Source organism: Citromicrobium bathyomarinum (assembly GCF_021021475.1).
GTDB classification, from domain to species: Bacteria; Pseudomonadota; Alphaproteobacteria; order Sphingomonadales; family Sphingomonadaceae; genus Alteriqipengyuania; species Alteriqipengyuania bathyomarina.
On the sequence record NZ_JAINWL010000002.1, the window covers coordinates 516,101 to 533,499 of the forward strand.

A 17,399-nucleotide genomic window follows, 5' to 3' on the forward strand; every position below is an offset into this window, starting at 1 on the left:
CCGATGGACTATAATGCCTTCTTCAAGGACGAGCTCGATGGCGTGCGCGAAGAGGGGCGTTATCGTGTGTTCACCGATATCAAGCGGCACCGCGGGTCCTTCCCGCAGGCGACCCGCTTCATCGGCGAAGAGACGCAAGCCGTCACCGTGTGGTGCTCCAACGATTACCTGGGCATGGGCCAGCATCCGGTGGTGGTCGACGCGATGCACGCCGCGCTGGACGAATGCGGTGCGGGCGCGGGCGGCACGCGCAATATCTCGGGCACCAACCACTATCATGTCGAGCTCGAGCGGGAGCTTGCGGACCTGCACGGCAAGGAAGCGGCGCTGCTGTTCACCAGCGGCTATGTCTCCAACTGGGCGGGGCTGGGCACGCTGGCGGCGAAGATCCCGGGCTGCGTCGTGTTTTCCGACGCGCTCAACCATGCGAGCATGATCGAGGGCATTCGTCACAGCCGTGCGCCGTACAAGATCTGGTCGCACAATGACGTCGAGGATCTCGACCGCAAGCTGTCGGACTACGGCCCGGACGTGCCCAAGCTGGTCGCGTTCGAAAGCGTCTATTCGATGGATGGCGACATCGCGCCGATCGCGGATATTCTCGACGTCTGCGAACGCCATGGCGCGATGAGCTATATCGACGAGGTGCACGGCGTCGGCCTCTACGGCCCGCGCGGCGGCGGGGTCGCCGAACGCGAAGGGCTGATGGATCGGATCACCGTGATCGAAGGCACGCTGGGCAAGGCGTTCGGCGTGATGGGCGGCTATATCGCCGCGAGCGCCGACCTGATCGACTATGTCCGCACCTTTGCCAGCGGGTTCATCTTCTCCACCGCGCTGCCCCCCGCCGTGGCGGCGGGTGCGGCGGCGAGCATCCGTCATCTCAAGGCGAGCGAGATGGAACGCGCGCGGCACAAGGATCGGGTGGCGCAGGTGCGGCGTCGGCTTGATGCGATCGGCATCCCGCATCTCGACAATCCGAGCCACATCATCCCGGTGATGGTCGGCGATGCCAAGAAGTGCAAAATGATCAGCGACTGGCTGATGGACAATCACGGGATCTACGTGCAGCCGATCAATTACCCAACCGTGCCGGTGGGGACCGAGCGGCTGCGGATCACCCCGTCTCCGGTGCACACCGATGGCGATATCGGGCGGTTGATCGACGCGCTGAGCGAGATCTGGTCGCAGTGCGAACTGGCGCGGATGGACGCGGTCGCCTGATGGCACAGGCGCGCGTCCGGAACTAAATGCCGCACTAACCCGTTGAAAGAAAAGGGGCTGGAGGGAGAAAGCGAGAAATCCCTCATGTCCGTTTCAAACATGCCGTTGCTGGCGGTGGCCGCACCGCTCAACATCATGACGCTGCTGATCGTGCTCGCGATCATCGCGGTGGTGTTCTTTCTCTTCATTCGCAAGCGGTCCAACCGCCATCCGATGGACACGCCCGAGGGCAAGGCTGCTGAAGAGATGCGCCGCCGCGAAGCGGAAGAAGAGCGGCGCGAGGAGGGGCGGCCGAAGGTCGACTGAGGTCGAGCGGGGCTGACGCCGAGATCGGAGACTCCCCCAAGACAAAGAAAAGGGCGCCGCCGCATATCGCGGCAGCGCCCTTTCTGTGTCGATTGTGAAATCCGGTCTTACGACTGGGTTTCGAGATAGGCGATCACGTCCGCGCGCTTCTGCGGGTCCTTGATGCCCGGGAAGATCATCTTCGTGCCAGGAATGGTCGCCTGCGGATCGGCGAGGTAGACGAACAGTTCTTCCGGCGTCCAGGTGATGCCGCTGTTCTTGTTCGCGTCGGTGTAGTTGAAGTCTGCGACCGTACCGGCCTCGCGGCCGACAACGCCGTGCAGCGACGGGCCGGTCTTGTTCACGCCCGCTTCGACCGAGTGGCAGGTGGTGCAGACCGCGAACGCCTTTTCACCAGCGGCGGGATCGCCGGTCAGGCTGGCGAATTCGACGTCGGCTGCAGGGGCCGCAGTGTCGGCGGCCGCAGTGGTCGCAGGCGCCTCGGTGGTGGTGGTCGCCGGAGCAGCCGGTTCTTCGTCGGCGCGGCTATTACAGCCAGCGGAGACAAGCAGGCACGCCAGAGCCATGCTGCCGACAAAACCATGAGATTTCTGCATTTAATTATCTCCTCACCTGAACCAACTCACTTAACAGACTCGGTATAAACCCTTTCAGTCGTCATTCAAAGGACGACCTTTGTCTGAACGAGCGGCGGCGTTTTCGGTTTCCTTGATGAAACGATGGCGAATGCGCGAGACGAGCAGAAAGATCGTCAGGATCACGACCGGGGCGATCAGTGCGATCGCCACGTCGACTTCGTGTCCTTCCTCGCCAAAGCCGACCGCGCCCTTGGCCATATAGGCGATCAGCGCGACCGCGTAGTAGCTGGCCGCGATCACCGACAGCGCCTCGACCAGGTTTTGCAGCCGCAGCTGGAGGTTGAAGCTGCTCTCCATCGATCGCAGCAGTTCGAGGTTCTGCGCCTTGATCCGCGTATCGATCCGCGTGTTGAGCAGCGCGATCACGTCGCCGCTGCGTTCCGACAGGCGCCGCAGCCGATTGACGAAGGTTTCGATCGTGCGGGTCGCGGGCACCAGGCGGCGCTCGGTGAAATCGGTCAGGCTCTGGTACCCGTCGATCGGCTGGACATCGAGCGCGCCGAGCCGGTCGGCGGCGATCTGCGCGTAGGCCTGGCTGGCGCTGGTGCGATAGGAATTCTCCGCCCGGATCTGTGCCAGCTCGGCCGAGACCTGCGAGAGTTCGCGCAGCAGCCGCTCATCGTCGCCCCCACCATCGCCCTCTGCATCGCCATCATTGACCAGCGCCTGCGCATGGGCGGCGAGCCGCTCTTCCAGCGCGTTCAGTTCGGGCATCAGCCGCTGCACGCGCGGCAGGCCGACCAGTGCGAGATTGCGGTAATTGCCCAGCTCCTGCAGCCGCTGCACGATCCGCCCGAGATCGTCGGGCTGGCGACCCGGCGCGGAGACCAGCAGGCGGCCATAGCCATCCTCGCGGATGCGGAAATCGGACCATACGCGCACGCCCGAACACACGTGGCACGATACCAGATCAGCGTCTTCGAAGCCCATTTCGGGGAGCAGCGCCTCTGCCTCTGCCTCGCCCGGTTCGACGAACACCCTGGTGGCGCGCAGGACCGATCCGGGCCACGCGCCGAACCATTCGGTCAGCGGGGCCATCGCGTCCTGCCCTTCGCGCGGGGCGATCAGGGTGATGGTGGTCGCTTCGGTGTGGCGTTCCCAAAGAACGGTCAGGTCGCCAGCGAAACGGAGCACCGCGTGGCGGCTTTCCTGTTCGATCGAGACCGGCTTGAGCGGCAGCGAGGAAAGGTGGCGTTGTTCCTCCCCGCGACGATCCTCGGCGATCAGGTAGACCATCTGCACGATGCGGGCGGGGGCATGGACCGGGGCAAAGCGGCGCAGGTGCATCTCGTGCACCAGTTCACGCCGCAAGGGATGCTCCGTGAAGGCCATGGCGTGCAATACACCAAACCGGCCAGTTGAGGAAGCGGAACGAAATGCGGCCCGCAGCTCAAGAAAAAAGGGGGGCGACTGGCCCCCCTTTTCTCAAGATCAGCTTTCGTGGACGGTCTTGGGGACCATGCAGTGCATCACGCCTTCGGCGCCGTCTTCCTGCCCGTGGCCGGACCATTTGACCCCGCCGAAGGGCGCATCGACCGCGCTCACATTCGCGCCGTTGATCGCCAGCATCCCGGCCTCGACATCGGCGGCCAGACGGCTGCGCAGCTTGGGATCGTTGGTCCATGCATAGGCGGCAAGGCCGTAAGGCAGGCGGTTCGCCTCCTCGATGATCGCGTCGGCATTGGCCATCGGATTGATCAGCGCGATCGGGCCGAACGGCTCTTCGTTCATGATGTCCGCATCGGTGGGCACTTCGCTGAGCACGGTCGGCTCGAAGAAGAAGCCCTGGTTGCCGATCCGCTCGCCCCCGGCATCCACTTTCGCTCCCTTGTCCTTCGCGTTGGCGATCTTCTTGGCGAGGCCTTCGGGCCCACGATCATTGGCCATCGGGCCCATCCGCGTGGCATCGTCGAAGCCGTTGCCCACTGTGATCGCCTTCGCCCGCTCGACGAAGCCGTCGCGGAAGGCGGGGAACAGGTCCTGTTCGACCAGGAAGCGGGTCGGGCTGACGCAGACCTGGCCTGCGTTGCGGTATGCCGCGCCGACCATCGTATCGAGCACGGTGTCGACGTCGCTATCCTTGAATACCATGATCGGGGCATGACCGCCCAGTTCCATGGTGGTGACCTTCATGTCCTCGGCCGCCAGCTTGGTCAGGTGCTTGCCCACGGCGGTCGAGCCGGTGAAGGTGACCTTGCGAATGATCGGGCTGGCGAGCAGGTGGCGGCTGACCTCGTCGGGCACGCCGAACACCACCTGGCAGACATCGCCCGGAACGCCCGCGTCGAGCAGCGCCTGCACCAGCGCGATGCCCGCCGCAGGGGTTTCCTCGGACGGCTTGACGATGACCGAGCAGCCCGCCGCGATCGCGCCGCCGATCTTGCGTGCGACGTTGATCGCGGGGAAGTTCCACGCGGCAAAGCCGGCGACCGGGCCGACCGGCACGTAGATCACCCGCGCGCTCTGGCCGGTCGGGCGGACCAGTTCGCGCCCGTAGGTGCGCTTGCACTCGCCGGCGTAGAATTCGAACAGCATCGCGCAGTAGATCACTTCGCCGATGGCTTCCTTGACCGGCTTGCCCTGTTCTTTGGTCAGCAGGGTGCCGATGTCCTTCGCGCGTTCGCGGAGCAGCTGGCCCGCCTTGGTCAGCACGGCAGCGCGCTTGTCCGCGCTTTCCTTGCGCCAGGCGTGGAAGCCCTTGTCCGCATTGGCGAGCGCGGTGTCGAGATCGTCGGTGGTCGCGGTGGGCAGGCTGCCGAGCACCTCGGCGGTTGCGGGGTCGATCACCTCGATCATGTCGCGGCCCCCGCCGAAAACTTTCTCGCCGCCGATCAGAAGGTGGAGATTGGAATGGTCGGACATGGCTTGGCGCTCCTCTTGTGCAACGGTTCGTCTTGTTTTGGCCCCGCCCACCAGAAAGGGGCAGCGGTCGCTCGCGGCATCAGGTATAGGTCCGGGCCATGATCGCCAAGTTCCTCGCCCTCGTTTTTTTCGCGGCCCAGGCCCCCACCCAGCCCGCACTCCAGCCCGCACCGCAGGACGCGCCTGCCGCAGACGCGCTGTCGCCGCTGCCGGCGGACCAGCAGGGCGCGATCCGCTGCTCCGCCGCGTTCGCGCTGGTTGCCGAGCGCCAGCGGCAGGGGGACGAGGCTGCGCTGGTCTACCCGCCGGTGGGGGAGCGGGGGCGCGAGTTCTTCGTGCGCACCGGCGCCAGGCTGATGGACGAGACCGGGATGACCCGCGAGGCGGTGGAGGCACGGCTGCGCGCGCAGGCCGGGGTGATCCTTGCAGAGGGCTCGCTCGACGAGATCATGCCCGCCTGCCTGATGCTGCTCGACGCATCGGGGCTTTAGCACGGCGGGCTGAACTGCCCGCTGCGCAAAGTTTCTTTTCAGCATCTGGATTTGCCGCCCCACATGGCCCATCTGCATCGGCCATGTGGACCATCCACCAATTCCCCCTGTGCCCGTTCAGCCGCAAGGTACGCATCCTGCTGCGCGAAAAGGGCGTGCCCTTCGCACTCCAGCGGCTCGACCCTTGGAAGGCGGCGGATGACTTTTTCGATATGAACCATGCGGGCCGCGTGCCCGTGGTGGAGGAAACCGAGAAGGGCATCGTGCTGAGCGATTCGACCGCGATCTGCGAATATTTCGAAGAGACGGTCGACAAGGCGCCGATGATCAACGGCTCCGCGCTCAACCGCGCCGAAATCCGCCGGCTGGTCGCGCTGTTCGAGGAAAACCTGTTCGGCGATGTGACCATGCCCATGCTGCACGAGCGGATGAAGAAGCGGCTGGTGCTGCGCGAGCCGCCCGACTCGCGGATCATCCGTGAGGCGATGAAGCTGGCTCACGCGCATCTCGACTACCTCGACTGGCTGCTGGACCATCGCGCCTGGCTCGCCGGGCCGCAGATGAGCCTGGCGGATATCACCGCTGCCGCGCAGCTTTCCGTGGCCGACTATCTGGGCGGGATCGACTGGAAGGACCACGAGCCGACGCGCGACTGGTACGCCGCGTTCAAGAGCCGTCCGAGCTTCGGCCCGCTGCTGGCGGACAAGATGGACGTGATCCAGCCATCGGCGCACTACGCCCAGCTCGACGACTGATACGAAACCCGTGCGCCGCGCAGGCGTTGGTCCGGCAAAAGGAGATTTCCCGATATGTCCGACAAGCTCGATCTGACCGAAGCCGAATGGCGCGAACGCCTGACCCCCGAACAGTTCCAGGTCCTGCGCGAAGGCGGGACGGAACGTGCCTTCACCGGCGCCTACGACAAGCTGAAGGACGAGGGCGAATATTACTGCGCGGGCTGCGGCTCGCTGGTGTTCCGCAGCGACGAGAAATACGACAGCGGTTCGGGCTGGCCCAGCTTCTATGCCCCGGCGGATGACGGTGCGGTCGAAACCGAGCAGGATACCTCGCACGGGATGACCCGAACCGAGGTGATGTGCGCCAAGTGCGACGGGCACCTGGGCCATGTCTTCCCCGATGGGCCCAAGCCCACGGGACTGCGCTATTGCATCAATTCCGCCGCGCTCGAGTTCGAGGCGGCGGGCGATCCCCCGGTCGGGAGCTGAGTGGTTAATTGCGGCAAAAAAATGTCGTTCATTCGCCATTGAGCTTCGCCTATGCATAGCGGCGAAATTCACGGGCGCGCATGACGACGCGCCATAGGCTGGGACGACCCTGAATGGCGAGGAATACTACCGCACGCGGAGCGGGGCGACGCTTTCCCGGCGCGCAGACGTGGGAAAAGACGCCGCGCTGGCTTCGCCTCACGCTGATGTGGGGCGCCGGGCTGGCCACGCTGGCAGTTGTTTTCCTGCTGCTGGCGGTGGCCTTTGCCGCCCGTTCGCTGCCGTCCTACAATGAGCTCAAGGCGGCGCAGAACGCGCAGACCATCGTCGTGCGCGCGGCAGATGGCAGCGAGATTTTCGAACTCGGGCCGAGCTATGGCGAATGGCTCGACAGCGACGAGATTCCCGACGAGATGAAGCAGGCGATGGTCGCGGTGGAGGATCGCCGCTACTATTCGCATCCCGGGGTCGATCCGATCGGCCTCGCCCGTGCGCTGTATGTCGCGCTCACCGGTGACGGGCGGATCGCCGCGACCTCCACGATCACGCAGCAGCTTGCGCGCAACGTCTTCCTCAATTCCAACCGCACGCTCGACCGCAAACTGCGCGAGGGCGTGCTTGCGCTCGCGCTGGAGGCGAAGTTCAGCAAGGAGCAGATCCTCGAGCTGTACCTCAACAAGGTCTATTTCGGCGGCGGCGCCTACGGTATCGATTCCGCCAGCCGCAAGTTCTTCAGCCACCCCGCGACCGAGCTTTCGACTGCAGAGGCGGCGATCATCGCCGGGCTGGTCAAGGCTCCGAGCCGCTATTCCCCCACCGCCGATGTCGACGCCGCCGTGGCGCGCGCGCAGGTCGTGCTGCGGCTGATGCGCGAACAGGGCCGGATCACCGCCGCGCAGGCGTCGGTCGATCCCTCTGCGGTGAAGCTGAAGAAAGATGTCGGCCAGAACTCGGTCCGCTATTTCACCGACTGGGCCCTGCCGCAGCTCGATCTGCTGCTGCCCAACACGATGGAGCCGATCGAAGTGTGGACCACGCTCGACACCGGGATGCAGCGCGCAGCCACCGCCGCGGTCAAGGCCAACGCGCCCAAGGACACGCAGGGCGCGCTGGTATCGATGGACCGCGACGGCGCGATCCGCGCGCTGGTCGGCGGCACGGATTATGTGACCAGCAATTTCAACCGCGCGACCGTTGCCCAGCGGCAGCCGGGATCGGCGTGGAAACTGTTCGTCTATCTCGCCGCGCTCGAATCCGGCTACCGCGCGGACGACACCGTGGTCGACGCGCCGATCACCATCGATGGCTGGAGCCCGAAGAATTACAACGGGCGCTACGCGGGCGAGATGACCCTGCGGCAGGGCTTCGCCTACTCGGTCAACACCATCGCTGCGCAGCTGGGCAACGAGGTCGGCTTCGGCACGGTTGCCTCTATGGCCCGCCGGTTCGGCATCGGCTCGGATGTCTCCACCTACCCCTCGATGGTGCTGGGCACCTCCGAAGTCCGCCTGCTCGACATGACGCGCGCCTTCGCCTCGGTTTCGGATGGTGGGATGGCCGTGCAGCCCTATGGCATCGCCAAGGTGACCACGGCCGACGGGCAGACGCTGTACGAGCGCGAGCCGCCGCAACAGGTGCGGCTGGTGCCCGATTATGTCGCAAGCCAGATGACCGACCTGCTGCAGGCGGCGGTGCAGACCGGCACCGGTCGCGCGGCGCAGATCGGCCGCCCGGTCGCAGGCAAGACCGGCACGACCAGCTCCAACAAGGATGGCTATTTCGTCGGCTTTTCGTCCGGCCTGACCACCGGCGTGTGGATGGGGCGCGACGATAACAAGGCGGTCGCTGGCCTCTCCGGCGGAGCGGCACCGGCGAAGGCCTTTGCCGCCTTCATGCGGTTTGCAGTCAAGGATCGCCCGGTCGAACCCTTCGACACCGATACTGATCTGCCCGAATGGCAGGTCGAGCCGGACGAGGAATTCTACTACGGCGATCCGGAGGATTATTACTTCATCGATGAGCAGGGCAACCTGATCGAGCCGGGCCGCCGCCCGAGCGAGGAAGGCCCGGCGAGCGAGGGCGCGACCGAGCGCCCTCGGCAACCGGGCGAGGGCGCGGATGGCGAGCCGCAGGCGATCGACGACGATTTCCTCGACCGCGCGATCGGTGGCAACAGCCAGGGCGGGCAGGGCAATCGCCAGCAGCCGCCCGCGCAGCAGCCCCCGCCTCAACCGCGTCAGCAGCCCGAGCGTAACGAGCCTCCGCAGCAGCGCCAGCGGATCTACTAGGCGCGATCACCAGCCCGGCGTGCCGGGCGCGCCACCACTCCAAAGGAAAAGCCCCGGAGGATCGCTCCTCCGGGGCTTTCTTGTCTTTAGGCTCCCACAAGGGGGCGTCGGTGGCGAACCCTTACTGGATCCGCACGCCGATATAGCCCGAGGGGCCACGCACGCGCTGGATGCGCAGCACGACCGAGGGGCGTCCGTCGGCCTCGGCAGCGCGAACGATTTCCTCCAGCTGCGCGGTGGTGGTGACCGGCTGGTAGTTGGCCGAAAGGATGATGTCGCGGCGCTGGATCCCCTTGCGCGCCGCGTCCGAGTTCTGGTTGACCGCTGCCACGGCCAGCCCCTGCGTATCCGCCGAGACGCCCAGCTGGCGCGCGATCGTCGGATTGATCGGCACGACGCCAAGGCCCAGCTTCTCTGCCAGGAATTCGCCCTGATCGAGCGGCGCGTTCATCTCGTCTTCTTCGTCGTCGGCACCGAACATCTGCGACTGGGCCAGCTCTTCCGCGCTCGGGCGGGTGCCGACCTTGACGTTCAGCTTGCGCCGCTTGCCGTCGCGGATCAGTTCGACGGGGACGGTCGTGCCCGGCTTGATGTTGGCCACCAGGAACGAGAGCGTCTGGTCCGGGGTCACTTCACGGCCATTGACCGAGACGACGACATCGCCCGCCTCGATGCCCGAGCGCGCTGCCGCCTCGCCATCGACCACCGACTGCACGATCTCGCCGCGGTTGCGCGGCAGGCCGAGCGCGGCGGCGAAATCTTCCGTCACCGGGCCGATGCTGACGCCCAGATAGCCACGTTCGATGGTTTCGCCCTTGCGCAGCCGCTCCACGATCGGCGCGGCGGTGTCTGCCGGAATGGCGAAGCCCACGCCCACGCTGCCACCCGAGGGCGAGAGGATCGCGTTGTTGATGCCGATCACGTTGCCCTGCATGTCGAACAGCGGGCCGCCCGAGTTGCCGCGATTGATCGCCGCGTCGGTCTGGATGTAGCGGTCGTAGGCACCCGCGCCTGCCGTGCGCAGGACCGACGAGATGATCCCGCTGGTCACCGTGCCGCCGAGGCCGAAGGGGTTGCCGATCGCGACCACCCAGTCACCCGCACGCGCCTTCTCCGAATCGCCGAACTTGACGAAGGGGAAGGGTTCGCGGCGGTCGATCTTGAGCACCGCGAGATCAGACTCGGCATCCTTGCCGACCAGCTTCGCCTCATATTCGGTGCCGTCGGGCATGGTCACTGTGATCTCTTCGACCGTGCCGTTGCCCTGCGGGGTGACGACGTGGTTGTTGGTCACCACGTAGCCATCGGCGGAGACGATGAAGCCCGAGCCGAGCGACTGTCCTTCACGGGTGGTCGGCTGGCCGCCGCCACGATCGCCGAACATACCTTCGAACGGGGTGCCCGCGAAGGGGTTGGTGCTTTGCACTTCGACCCGCTGGCGGGTGGAGATGTTGACCACCGCCGGGGCGAGTTGTTCGGTCAGGTCGGCGAAGCTCGCCGGGGCGCCCGCACGGGGGACCGCCGTCTGGATCTGGGGGTCCGCATTCTGGGCAACTTGCGCGCCAGCCGGCTGGCCGGTCACGAGGGAAATGGTCGCGCCGCCGATCAGCAGCGCCGAAGTCAGGCCATAAGCATATCGCACGGGTCTCACGTCCTTCTGGTTCCTTTTTTCTACTCGTCGACCTCAGCCCTGTCGGTAACGCAGGGGGGCCGTTCTCTATCCCCGCCGCACTCAAAGGGCCGGGCGCTTAATCGCGTTTGAACAGCCCGGCATCGCGCACTGCGGACGCCGAACTGTTCGACGAACGGTCAACGGCGTCCGCGGAACTGCCGCAGATATTCGTTGTCGGGCGAGAGGATGATATTGCTCTCGCTCTTGGGCTGACCGTTTTCGTCGGTCGCCGCGAAGGTTGTGTCGTAGCTCTGCATCGCGCGGTAGAAATCGTAGAATTCCGGGTCCTTGCCGAATGCGGTGGCGTAGACCCGCGCGGCCTGGGCATCGGCCTCTGCGCGGATGATCCGCGCATCGCGGCTGCCCTGCGCGCGGATCGTGCGCGCCTCGCGCTCGCGATCGGTTTCCATCCGCTGGAACGCCGATTGCAGCGGCGCGCCATCGGGCAGGTCGGTCCGCTTGATCTGCACATCGATCACTTCCGCGCCGTACTGGCGGGCCTGCCGGTCCAGATTGGTGCGGACTACGGCCAGCGCACTGCCGCGTTCCGCCGTCAGCATGGCCTGGAAGGTGCGGCGGCCGAGTTCCTGCCGCAGGACCGAGTTGAGGATCGGTTCCAGCGCGGTGCGCACCCCGTCGGTGGTGCCCGCACGTTCGACCATGCGCACCGGATTGACGATCCGGAACCGGGCATAGGCGTTGACCAGCAAGCGCTGCTGGTCCTGCGAGAGCACTTCCTCGTCGGTCATTTCGAGGTCGAGCACGCGCTTGTCCACGCGGCGGACCGTGTCGACAAACGGAATGCGCAGATAGAGCCCGGCACCCTTGGTGCCGTTGATCGTGTTGACCGTGCCCACCGGCTCACCGGTGCGCAGGACGACCGCCTGCTCGCCTTCGGGGACGATGTAGATGCTCAGCATCAGCGCCACCAGGCCGACGCCGGCGAGGACCAGCAGGCTACTATATCTTTGCCACAGGTTGCTCATGATCACTGGCTCCCGTTGGCGTTGGAATTGGTGGAAGGCTGGGCCGACTGCGCGGGCGTCACCGTCGTGGACCGGCGACGGTTGATCTCGGGCAGCGGCAGATAGGGCGTCACATTGTCCGTCTCGACAATGGTCTTGTCGGTCTGGCTCAGCACGCGCTCCATGGTTTCGTAGTAAAGCCGGCGGCGGGTGACTTCGGGCGCGAGGCGGTATTCCTCGTACACCTTGTCGAACGCCTCGGCCTCACCCTGCGCATTGGCGATCACCTGCTGGGCATAGCCGCGCGCCTGGTTGCGCGCCGCATCGGCGTTCTGTTCGGCGACCGAGACGTCGCGGAAGGCATCGACCACCTCGTTGGGCGGGTCGGCCTTGTCGATTTCGACGCCGAGCACGTTGATCCCTGCGCGATAGCGGTCGAGCACGCGCTGCATCCGCTCGCGCACCGCCAGTTCGATTTCCGCACGGCCCTGGCCGGAGAACGTCTCGTCGAGGGTCTTTTCCGCAACCGTCGCGCGCATCGCAGCCTCGGCCACTTCGTTGACGGTCTCTTCCGGCTCGGCGAGGCGGAACTTGAACTGCTCCAGATTCTTGATGTTCCAGCGCACGATATAGCTGAGGTCGACCAGGTTCTGGTCGCCGGTCAGGATCAGCTTGGCGCGGGCCTGGCCGCCCGGGATCTGCACCGCGCGAACCCCCTCGACATCGACGACGTCGACGGTTTCGATGGGGAAGGGCGCGGTGAACTTGAGGCCGGAATCGAGCGTGCGGGTATAGGCGCCGAAGGTCTGGACCACCGCCTTTTGCTGCGGCCCGATCAGGTGCGTGCTGGTCACGCCGATCCAGATCAGCACCACGACCGCGACGATCACCGGCACCCAGCTCTTGCCGCCGGGCCGTTCGGGCATGCGGAAATTGGGACCGCCGGGGCCACCCGGGCCACCGGGGCGACGGCGCGGGCCTTCGGGGCCGCGGTTCTTGAAGATATCCTCGATCGAGGCGGAACGCCGCTCTCCATCGCGGCCGCCCTGCGGCAGCCACGGATTGCGGGGGCCCTTGGGCCGGTCCTCCGAAGGCTTGCCGTCCGAGCCATCGCCATCGCCGTCGGGCGCGCCGGAGCGGTCGCTACCGTCGTCGTCGCCGCCGGAAGAACTGCCCCAGGGATTTTTGCCAGCCATCGCCAGCGCGATTCGCGAGTGAAACCCGTCCAAGATTTTCATGTCATCCTGTATAGGAACCAAGTTTCACGAAAAACAGGGGTTGCCCGCGCATTTTTGCTGTTAATGACGGGCGCGTGACGAGCAACGGACAGACAGAGCTGGAGACGGTCAGAAAGGCGCTACCCGCCGACCTGGCCGTGCGGATCATCTCGGCGCGGCAGCGCGAGGATCGATGGACGCTGGTGGTGGATGGCGAGGGGCTGGATGCCCCCGCGCGAGAGCGGATGGAGGCGCAGCTGCACAGCGCGCTTTCGCCCGGCGATGCCGATCCCGCACCCGCGATCGCCTTCATGGGCGAACGCGTGCGCCGCCGGATCATCGCGATCGGATCGGGCAAGGGCGGGGTCGGCAAGTCGACCGTGACCGCCAATCTGGCGGTCGCGCTGAAGCGTGCAGGCGTGAAGGTCGGCGTGATCGACGCCGATATCTACGGCCCCTCTCAGCCGATCCTGCTCAAGAGCGAGGATCTGAAGCCCGAGGCGGAAGGCGAGACGCTGCAACCCGTGCGCGGCGTGGCGGATATTCCCATGCTTTCGATGGGGCATCTGGTCGCCAAGGGGCGCGCACTGGCGTGGCGCGGGCCGATGGCGGGGCGCGCGCTGGCGCAATTGTTCGAAGCCAACTGGGGTGATACCGAGCTGCTGCTGGTCGACCTGCCGCCGGGCACCGGCGATGTGCAGATCACCATGCTCCAGAAGTTCAAACCCGATGGTGCGGTGATCGTGTCGACTCCGCAGGACCTCGCGCTGGCGGATGCGGCGCGCGCGGGCTCGCTGTTCGATCAGGGCGAGGTGCCGATCCTCGGCCTGGTCGAGAACATGTCGGGCTATGTCTGCCCCCATTGCGGCGAGGCGAGCGACCCGTTCGGTTCGGGCGGAGTGGAACGCGCGGCGGGCCGCCTCGACCTGCCGTTCCTCGGGCGCATTCCGCTCAGCCACTCGGTGCGCGAATCGAGCGATGCGGGCGATCCGGTCGCGCTGGGGGACACGCCCGAAGCGCAGGCGTTCCACGCCATCGCGCGGCAGATCGCGGTGGCCGAGGGAATCGCGAAGGCATGACCGTGCTGCGCCGGGATGCTCCGGCCCGGCGCGGCTTTCACGTCTCCCGGCGCGGCGTGCTCGCGGGTGCGGCTGCGGGTGGCGGGCTGGTGGTCGCCTATCTGCTGCTGCCCCAGCGATTCGACGCACCGCTCAAACCCGGCGAGGGCGAAGCCGGGTTCAACGCCTGGATCAAGATCGCCACGGATGGCGTGATCACGGTCGCGGTCCCACAATGCGAGATGGGGCAGGGCGTCACCACGCTGATCCCGCAGCTCGCCGCGATGGAGCTGGGCGCGGACTGGCGGCAGATCGCGGTCGAGCCTGCACCGCCTGCCGGCGCCTATCCCAATCTCGCGCTCGCCAGCCACTGGGCACCGCTGTGGATGGCGGGCGGAGCCGACCTCGCCAGCGATCCCGACTCGCTGCTGGCCCGCCGTTTCGCAGAGCGCACGCGCTTTACCGCCACCGCCGCAGGCACCACGCTTGCCTCGTACGAAATTCCCGTGCGCGAAGCTGCGGCGACCGCACGGGCGATGCTGATCGCCGAAGCGGCGGCGCGGTGGGACATCGCGCCCGAGCAGTGCCGCGCGGCAGAAGGCTTCGTGGTCGCGGGCAATCGCCGCCTGCGCTTTGCCGAGCTTGCCGAGGGCGCGGCGCGGCGCGATCCACCGTCGGTCGCCCCGCTGCTCAGTGAAGAGCCCGCCGAGGCACCGACCGGCGCGGGGACGGGCGGGGACACGGCCTTTCCCCGGGTGGACCTGCCCGCCAAGGTCGACGGCAGCTTCCTGTTTGCGGGCGATATCCGCCTGCCTGGCATGGCCTTCGTCGCGATCCGGCAGGGGCCGCTCGCCAATGCGCGGCTCAAGAGCTTCGACCGCAAGGCGGCGGCGAACATGCGCGGGCTGCTGGGCATCGTCAAAGCCAACCGCTGGCTCGCGGCGGCCGGAGAAACCTGGTGGGCGGCGGAGCGCGCGCTGGCGGCGATGAAGCCGATCTTCGCGCTGGCCGACCCTGCCGATAGCGACACCATTGCCAATGCGCTCGCGAAAGGGCTGGAAAAAGGCCCGGCGCAGAGGATCGCGCTGATCGGGGCGAGCGAGGTGGTCGACGGCAAGCCGACCGTCACGCGCCGCTACGACGTCGCCCCCGCCGTGCACGCGCCGATCGAAACCGCGAGCGCGACCGCGTGGCTCAAGGACGGCAAGCTGACGCTGTGGATCGCCAGCCAGGCGCCCGAGCGCGCGCGGGTCGCGGCGGCGCGCGCGGTCGGCATCGGAGTGGAAGATGTCGTGCTGGTGCCGATGGCGGCAGGCGGCAGCTTCGACGCGCGGCTCGACCACACCCACGCGATCCAGGCGGCGGTGATCGCGCGCGAGCTCGACCGCCCGGTGCAGCTGGTCTGGTCGCGCTGGCAGGAGATGATCGGCAGCCCGCCACGCGCGCCAGCCGCCGCAGAGATATCCGCGCGGCTGGGGCGCGACGGCAGCATCATCGCGCTCAAGACCACAATCGCGATCCCGCCCTTCATGCGCGAACAGGGCGCGCGCCTGTTCGACAACCGCACCACCATCGCCGCGCGCGAGGAGAGCGCGGGGCAGGCGGACCCGCTGGCGCTGTCGGGCGCGGTGCCGGACTATGAAATCCCCAATCTTGCGGTCGATCACGTACCGGTCTCGATCGGCCTGCCGGTGGCGCGGATGCGCGGCGGCGGCGATGCGCTGAGCGCGTTCTTCACCGAGAGCTTCATCGACGAACTGGCCGAGGCGCTGGGGCGCGAGAAACTGTCTTACCGCGTGGCGATGCTGGGGCCGGACCTGAAGATGGTCGAAGTGCTGCAACGCGCCGCGCGGCTGGCCGAATGGAACGGCGGCGAGGTTGCCAGCGGGCAGGGGCTGGCCTGCCACAAGATGACGCTGGGCACGCGCACCGGGCGGATCGCCTGCGTTGCCGAGGCGCGCGCGGGCGAGGGCGGGGTGCGAGTCACCCGGCTGAGCGCGGCAGTCGATATCGGGCGGATCGTCAATCTCGATCTGGCGCGCCAGCAGATCGAAGGCGGGCTGATCTACGGCCTCTCGCTCGCGGTCGGGTCGGCGATCGGGTTCAACGGCGGACTGCCCACCACCAGCCGCCTTGCCGGGCTCAACCTGCCCACGCTGGCGGACAGCCCGCAGATCGCGGTCGAATTCGTCGCCAGCGACGATCCGCCGTTCGATCCCGGCGAGCTGGGCACAGTGATCGCCGCCCCGGCGATCGCCAACGCGCTTTCCTCGGCCACCGGGCAGCGGTTCCGCAGCCTTCCGCTCGATCTCGCATCGGCGCAGCCATCGGGGGGCGGGGCATTGTGAGACGGGCCATCGTGAACACTGCCACCTTGACGAATGCGCTCGCTTGCCCTTGGCGGTGCGGATGACCTGGCAGGATCAGCAACTCCCCGAGGGGCACCCCACCGTTCGCTCGGGCAAGATCGGCGTGCTGCTGGTCAACCTGGGCACCCCCGTCGCGCCGACAACCGCCGATGTGCGGACCTATCTGGCGGAATTCCTGTCCGACAAGCGGGTGATCGAGATTCCCGCGCTGGTCTGGCAACCGATCCTGCGCGGCATCATCCTCAACACCCGGCCCCAGAAATCGGCGGAGGCGTACCGCAAGGTGTGGAGCGAGGATGGCTCTCCGCTCGCCGCGATTACCAAGGGGCAGGCGGTCGCGATGCAGGGCGCGCTGGGTGGCGACGGGCGCGTGATGGTCGACTGGGCGATGCGCTACGGCGCGCCGTCGATCCCCGACCGGCTCGCCGCCTTGCAGGATGCCGGGTGCGACCGCATCCTGCTCGCGCCGATGTACCCGCAATATTGCGCTGCGACGACCGCCACCGTGGTCGACAAGGCGGGCGACTGGCTGCGCGAACAGCGCTGGCAGCCGAGCCTGCGCACCCTGCCGCCCTATCACGACGAGCCGCTCTATATCGACGCGCTGGCCGCGGATATCGGTCGCCAGCTGGATGCGCTGGACTTCGTGCCCGAACTGCTGCTGCTCAGCTTCCACGGCATGCCCGCGCGCACGCTGACGCTGGGCGACCCGTACCACTGCCACTGCCACAAGACCGCACGCCTGCTCGAAGCGCAGATGGCGTCACGCGGTGTTCACAAGGGCCTGCGTTTCCGGACCAGCTTCCAGTCGCGTTTCGGCCGGGCCAAGTGGCTCGAACCGGCGACCGATGCTGTGCTGGAAGAGGAAGCGCGCAGCGGCACGAAGCGAATCGCGGTGGTCGCGCCCGGCTTCTCCGCCGATTGTCTGGAAACGCTCGAAGAGCTGGCCATCGAAGGGCATGAGCAGTTCGTCGAAGCGGGGGGCGAACAATTCGCCGCGCTTTCCTGCCTCAATACATCTGATGCCGGGCTTTCCATGCTCCAGGCGCTGTTGCGGCGCGAACTGGCAGGGTGGATCTGACG

15 protein-coding genes are annotated in these 17,399 nt (G+C 66.9%); 9 read left to right on the forward strand and 6 right to left on the reverse strand.

What is annotated here, in order from left to right:
• The first annotated feature begins 3 nt into the window (after positions 1-3).
• Both hemA and K7H93_RS10485 read left to right on the forward strand, forming a co-directional pair.
• Positions 4-1,224 (forward strand): 5-aminolevulinate synthase, encoded by a 1,221-nt coding sequence (gene hemA / locus K7H93_RS10480; RefSeq protein WP_230783558.1) that lies wholly within the window; start codon positions 4-6, stop codon positions 1,222-1,224.
• A gap of 84 nt (positions 1,225-1,308) precedes the next feature.
• On the forward strand, positions 1,309-1,530 hold the full coding sequence (locus K7H93_RS10485) for a hypothetical protein (protein ID WP_156320607.1): 222 nt from the start codon (positions 1,309-1,311) through the stop codon (positions 1,528-1,530).
• Positions 1,531-1,637: 107 nt separating this feature from the next.
• Here the strand turns inward: K7H93_RS10485 and K7H93_RS10490 are convergent, their stop codons facing one another.
• From K7H93_RS10490 to K7H93_RS10500, 3 genes are all read right to left on the reverse strand, one after another.
• On the reverse strand, positions 1,638-2,126 hold the full coding sequence (locus K7H93_RS10490) for a c-type cytochrome (protein ID WP_029140360.1): 489 nt from the start codon (positions 2,124-2,126) through the stop codon (positions 1,638-1,640).
• Positions 2,127-2,180: 54 nt separating this feature from the next.
• Positions 2,181-3,500 (reverse strand): DUF3422 family protein, encoded by a 1,320-nt coding sequence (locus tag K7H93_RS10495; protein ID WP_230783559.1) that lies wholly within the window; start codon positions 3,498-3,500, stop codon positions 2,181-2,183.
• A 99-nt stretch (positions 3,501-3,599) separates the two neighbouring features.
• A complete protein-coding gene (locus K7H93_RS10500; protein WP_230783560.1) occupies positions 3,600-5,030 on the reverse strand; it encodes an NAD-dependent succinate-semialdehyde dehydrogenase in 1,431 nt (476 codons plus the stop codon).
• A 98-nt stretch (positions 5,031-5,128) separates the two neighbouring features.
• Here K7H93_RS10500 and K7H93_RS10505 point away from each other — a divergent pair, with 98 nt between their 5' ends.
• The 4 genes from K7H93_RS10505 to K7H93_RS10520 all read left to right on the forward strand — a co-directional run bounded on the left by K7H93_RS10505 (position 5,129) and on the right by K7H93_RS10520 (position 9,035).
• Positions 5,129-5,521: a hypothetical protein gene (locus tag K7H93_RS10505; RefSeq protein WP_230783561.1), complete on the forward strand. Its 393-nt coding sequence runs from the start codon at positions 5,129-5,131 to the stop codon at positions 5,519-5,521.
• 83 nt (positions 5,522-5,604) lie between these two features.
• Positions 5,605-6,276, forward strand: coding sequence for a glutathione S-transferase family protein (locus tag K7H93_RS10510; RefSeq protein WP_010236009.1), 672 nt, complete (start codon positions 5,605-5,607; stop codon positions 6,274-6,276).
• Between the two features lie 54 nt (positions 6,277-6,330).
• Positions 6,331-6,747, forward strand: a complete 417-nt coding sequence (gene msrB, locus K7H93_RS10515; RefSeq protein ID WP_010236007.1) for a peptide-methionine (R)-S-oxide reductase MsrB — start codon at positions 6,331-6,333, stop codon at positions 6,745-6,747.
• Positions 6,748-6,860: 113 nt separating this feature from the next.
• A complete protein-coding gene (locus K7H93_RS10520) occupies positions 6,861-9,035 on the forward strand; it encodes a transglycosylase domain-containing protein (RefSeq protein WP_420840381.1) in 2,175 nt (724 codons plus the stop codon).
• A 121-nt stretch (positions 9,036-9,156) separates the two neighbouring features.
• On the opposite strand, the gene K7H93_RS10525 is transcribed toward K7H93_RS10520, so the two are convergent.
• The 3 genes from K7H93_RS10525 to hflK all read right to left on the reverse strand — a co-directional run bounded on the left by K7H93_RS10525 (position 9,157) and on the right by hflK (position 12,910).
• Positions 9,157-10,677: a Do family serine endopeptidase gene (locus K7H93_RS10525; RefSeq protein WP_054525064.1), complete on the reverse strand. Its 1,521-nt coding sequence runs from the start codon at positions 10,675-10,677 to the stop codon at positions 9,157-9,159.
• Between the two features lie 167 nt (positions 10,678-10,844).
• Positions 10,845-11,693, reverse strand: coding sequence for a protease modulator HflC (hflC, locus tag K7H93_RS10530; protein WP_230783562.1), 849 nt, complete (start codon positions 11,691-11,693; stop codon positions 10,845-10,847).
• Between the two features lie 2 nt (positions 11,694-11,695).
• On the reverse strand, positions 11,696-12,910 hold the full coding sequence (hflK, locus tag K7H93_RS10535; RefSeq protein WP_230783563.1) for a protease modulator HflK: 1,215 nt from the start codon (positions 12,908-12,910) through the stop codon (positions 11,696-11,698).
• Between the two features lie 74 nt (positions 12,911-12,984).
• On the opposite strand from hflK, the gene K7H93_RS10540 reads away from it, so the two are divergent.
• From K7H93_RS10540 to hemH, 3 genes are all read left to right on the forward strand, one after another.
• Positions 12,985-13,968, forward strand: a complete 984-nt coding sequence (locus K7H93_RS10540; RefSeq protein WP_338080308.1) for an Mrp/NBP35 family ATP-binding protein — start codon at positions 12,985-12,987, stop codon at positions 13,966-13,968.
• A complete protein-coding gene (locus K7H93_RS10545; protein WP_230783564.1) occupies positions 13,965-16,295 on the forward strand; it encodes a xanthine dehydrogenase family protein molybdopterin-binding subunit in 2,331 nt (776 codons plus the stop codon). The genes K7H93_RS10540 and K7H93_RS10545 overlap by 4 nt, the downstream gene beginning before the upstream one ends.
• 61 nt (positions 16,296-16,356) lie before the next feature.
• Positions 16,357-17,397, forward strand: a complete 1,041-nt coding sequence (hemH, locus tag K7H93_RS10550) for a ferrochelatase (protein ID WP_230783565.1) — start codon at positions 16,357-16,359, stop codon at positions 17,395-17,397.
• Positions 17,398-17,399 lie beyond the last annotated feature (2 nt).

Excerpts from the sequence above, each read along its gene's own strand:
- K7H93_RS10500 (WP_230783560.1), bottom strand. The coding sequence starts at position 5,030 with ATGTCCGACCATTCCAATCTCCACCTTCTGATCGGCGGCGAGAAAGTT.
- K7H93_RS10495 (WP_230783559.1), bottom strand. The coding sequence starts at position 3,500 with ATGGCCTTCACGGAGCATCCCTTGCGGCGTGAACTGGTGCACGAGATG.
- hemA (WP_230783558.1), top strand. The coding sequence starts at position 4 with ATGGACTATAATGCCTTCTTCAAGGACGAGCTCGATGGCGTGCGCGAA.
- K7H93_RS10490 (WP_029140360.1), bottom strand. The coding sequence starts at position 2,126 with ATGCAGAAATCTCATGGTTTTGTCGGCAGCATGGCTCTGGCGTGCCTG.
- K7H93_RS10520 (WP_420840381.1), top strand. The coding sequence starts at position 6,861 with ATGGCGAGGAATACTACCGCACGCGGAGCGGGGCGACGCTTTCCCGGC.
- hflC (WP_230783562.1), bottom strand. The coding sequence starts at position 11,693 with ATGAGCAACCTGTGGCAAAGATATAGTAGCCTGCTGGTCCTCGCCGGC.
- K7H93_RS10545 (WP_230783564.1), top strand. The coding sequence starts at position 13,965 with ATGACCGTGCTGCGCCGGGATGCTCCGGCCCGGCGCGGCTTTCACGTC.
- hflK (WP_230783563.1), bottom strand. The coding sequence starts at position 12,910 with ATGAAAATCTTGGACGGGTTTCACTCGCGAATCGCGCTGGCGATGGCT.
- K7H93_RS10510 (WP_010236009.1), top strand. The coding sequence starts at position 5,605 with ATGTGGACCATCCACCAATTCCCCCTGTGCCCGTTCAGCCGCAAGGTA.
- msrB (WP_010236007.1), top strand. The coding sequence starts at position 6,331 with ATGTCCGACAAGCTCGATCTGACCGAAGCCGAATGGCGCGAACGCCTG.
- hemH (WP_230783565.1), top strand. The coding sequence starts at position 16,357 with ATGACCTGGCAGGATCAGCAACTCCCCGAGGGGCACCCCACCGTTCGC.
- K7H93_RS10485 (WP_156320607.1), top strand. The coding sequence starts at position 1,309 with ATGTCCGTTTCAAACATGCCGTTGCTGGCGGTGGCCGCACCGCTCAAC.
- K7H93_RS10505 (WP_230783561.1), top strand. The coding sequence starts at position 5,129 with ATGATCGCCAAGTTCCTCGCCCTCGTTTTTTTCGCGGCCCAGGCCCCC.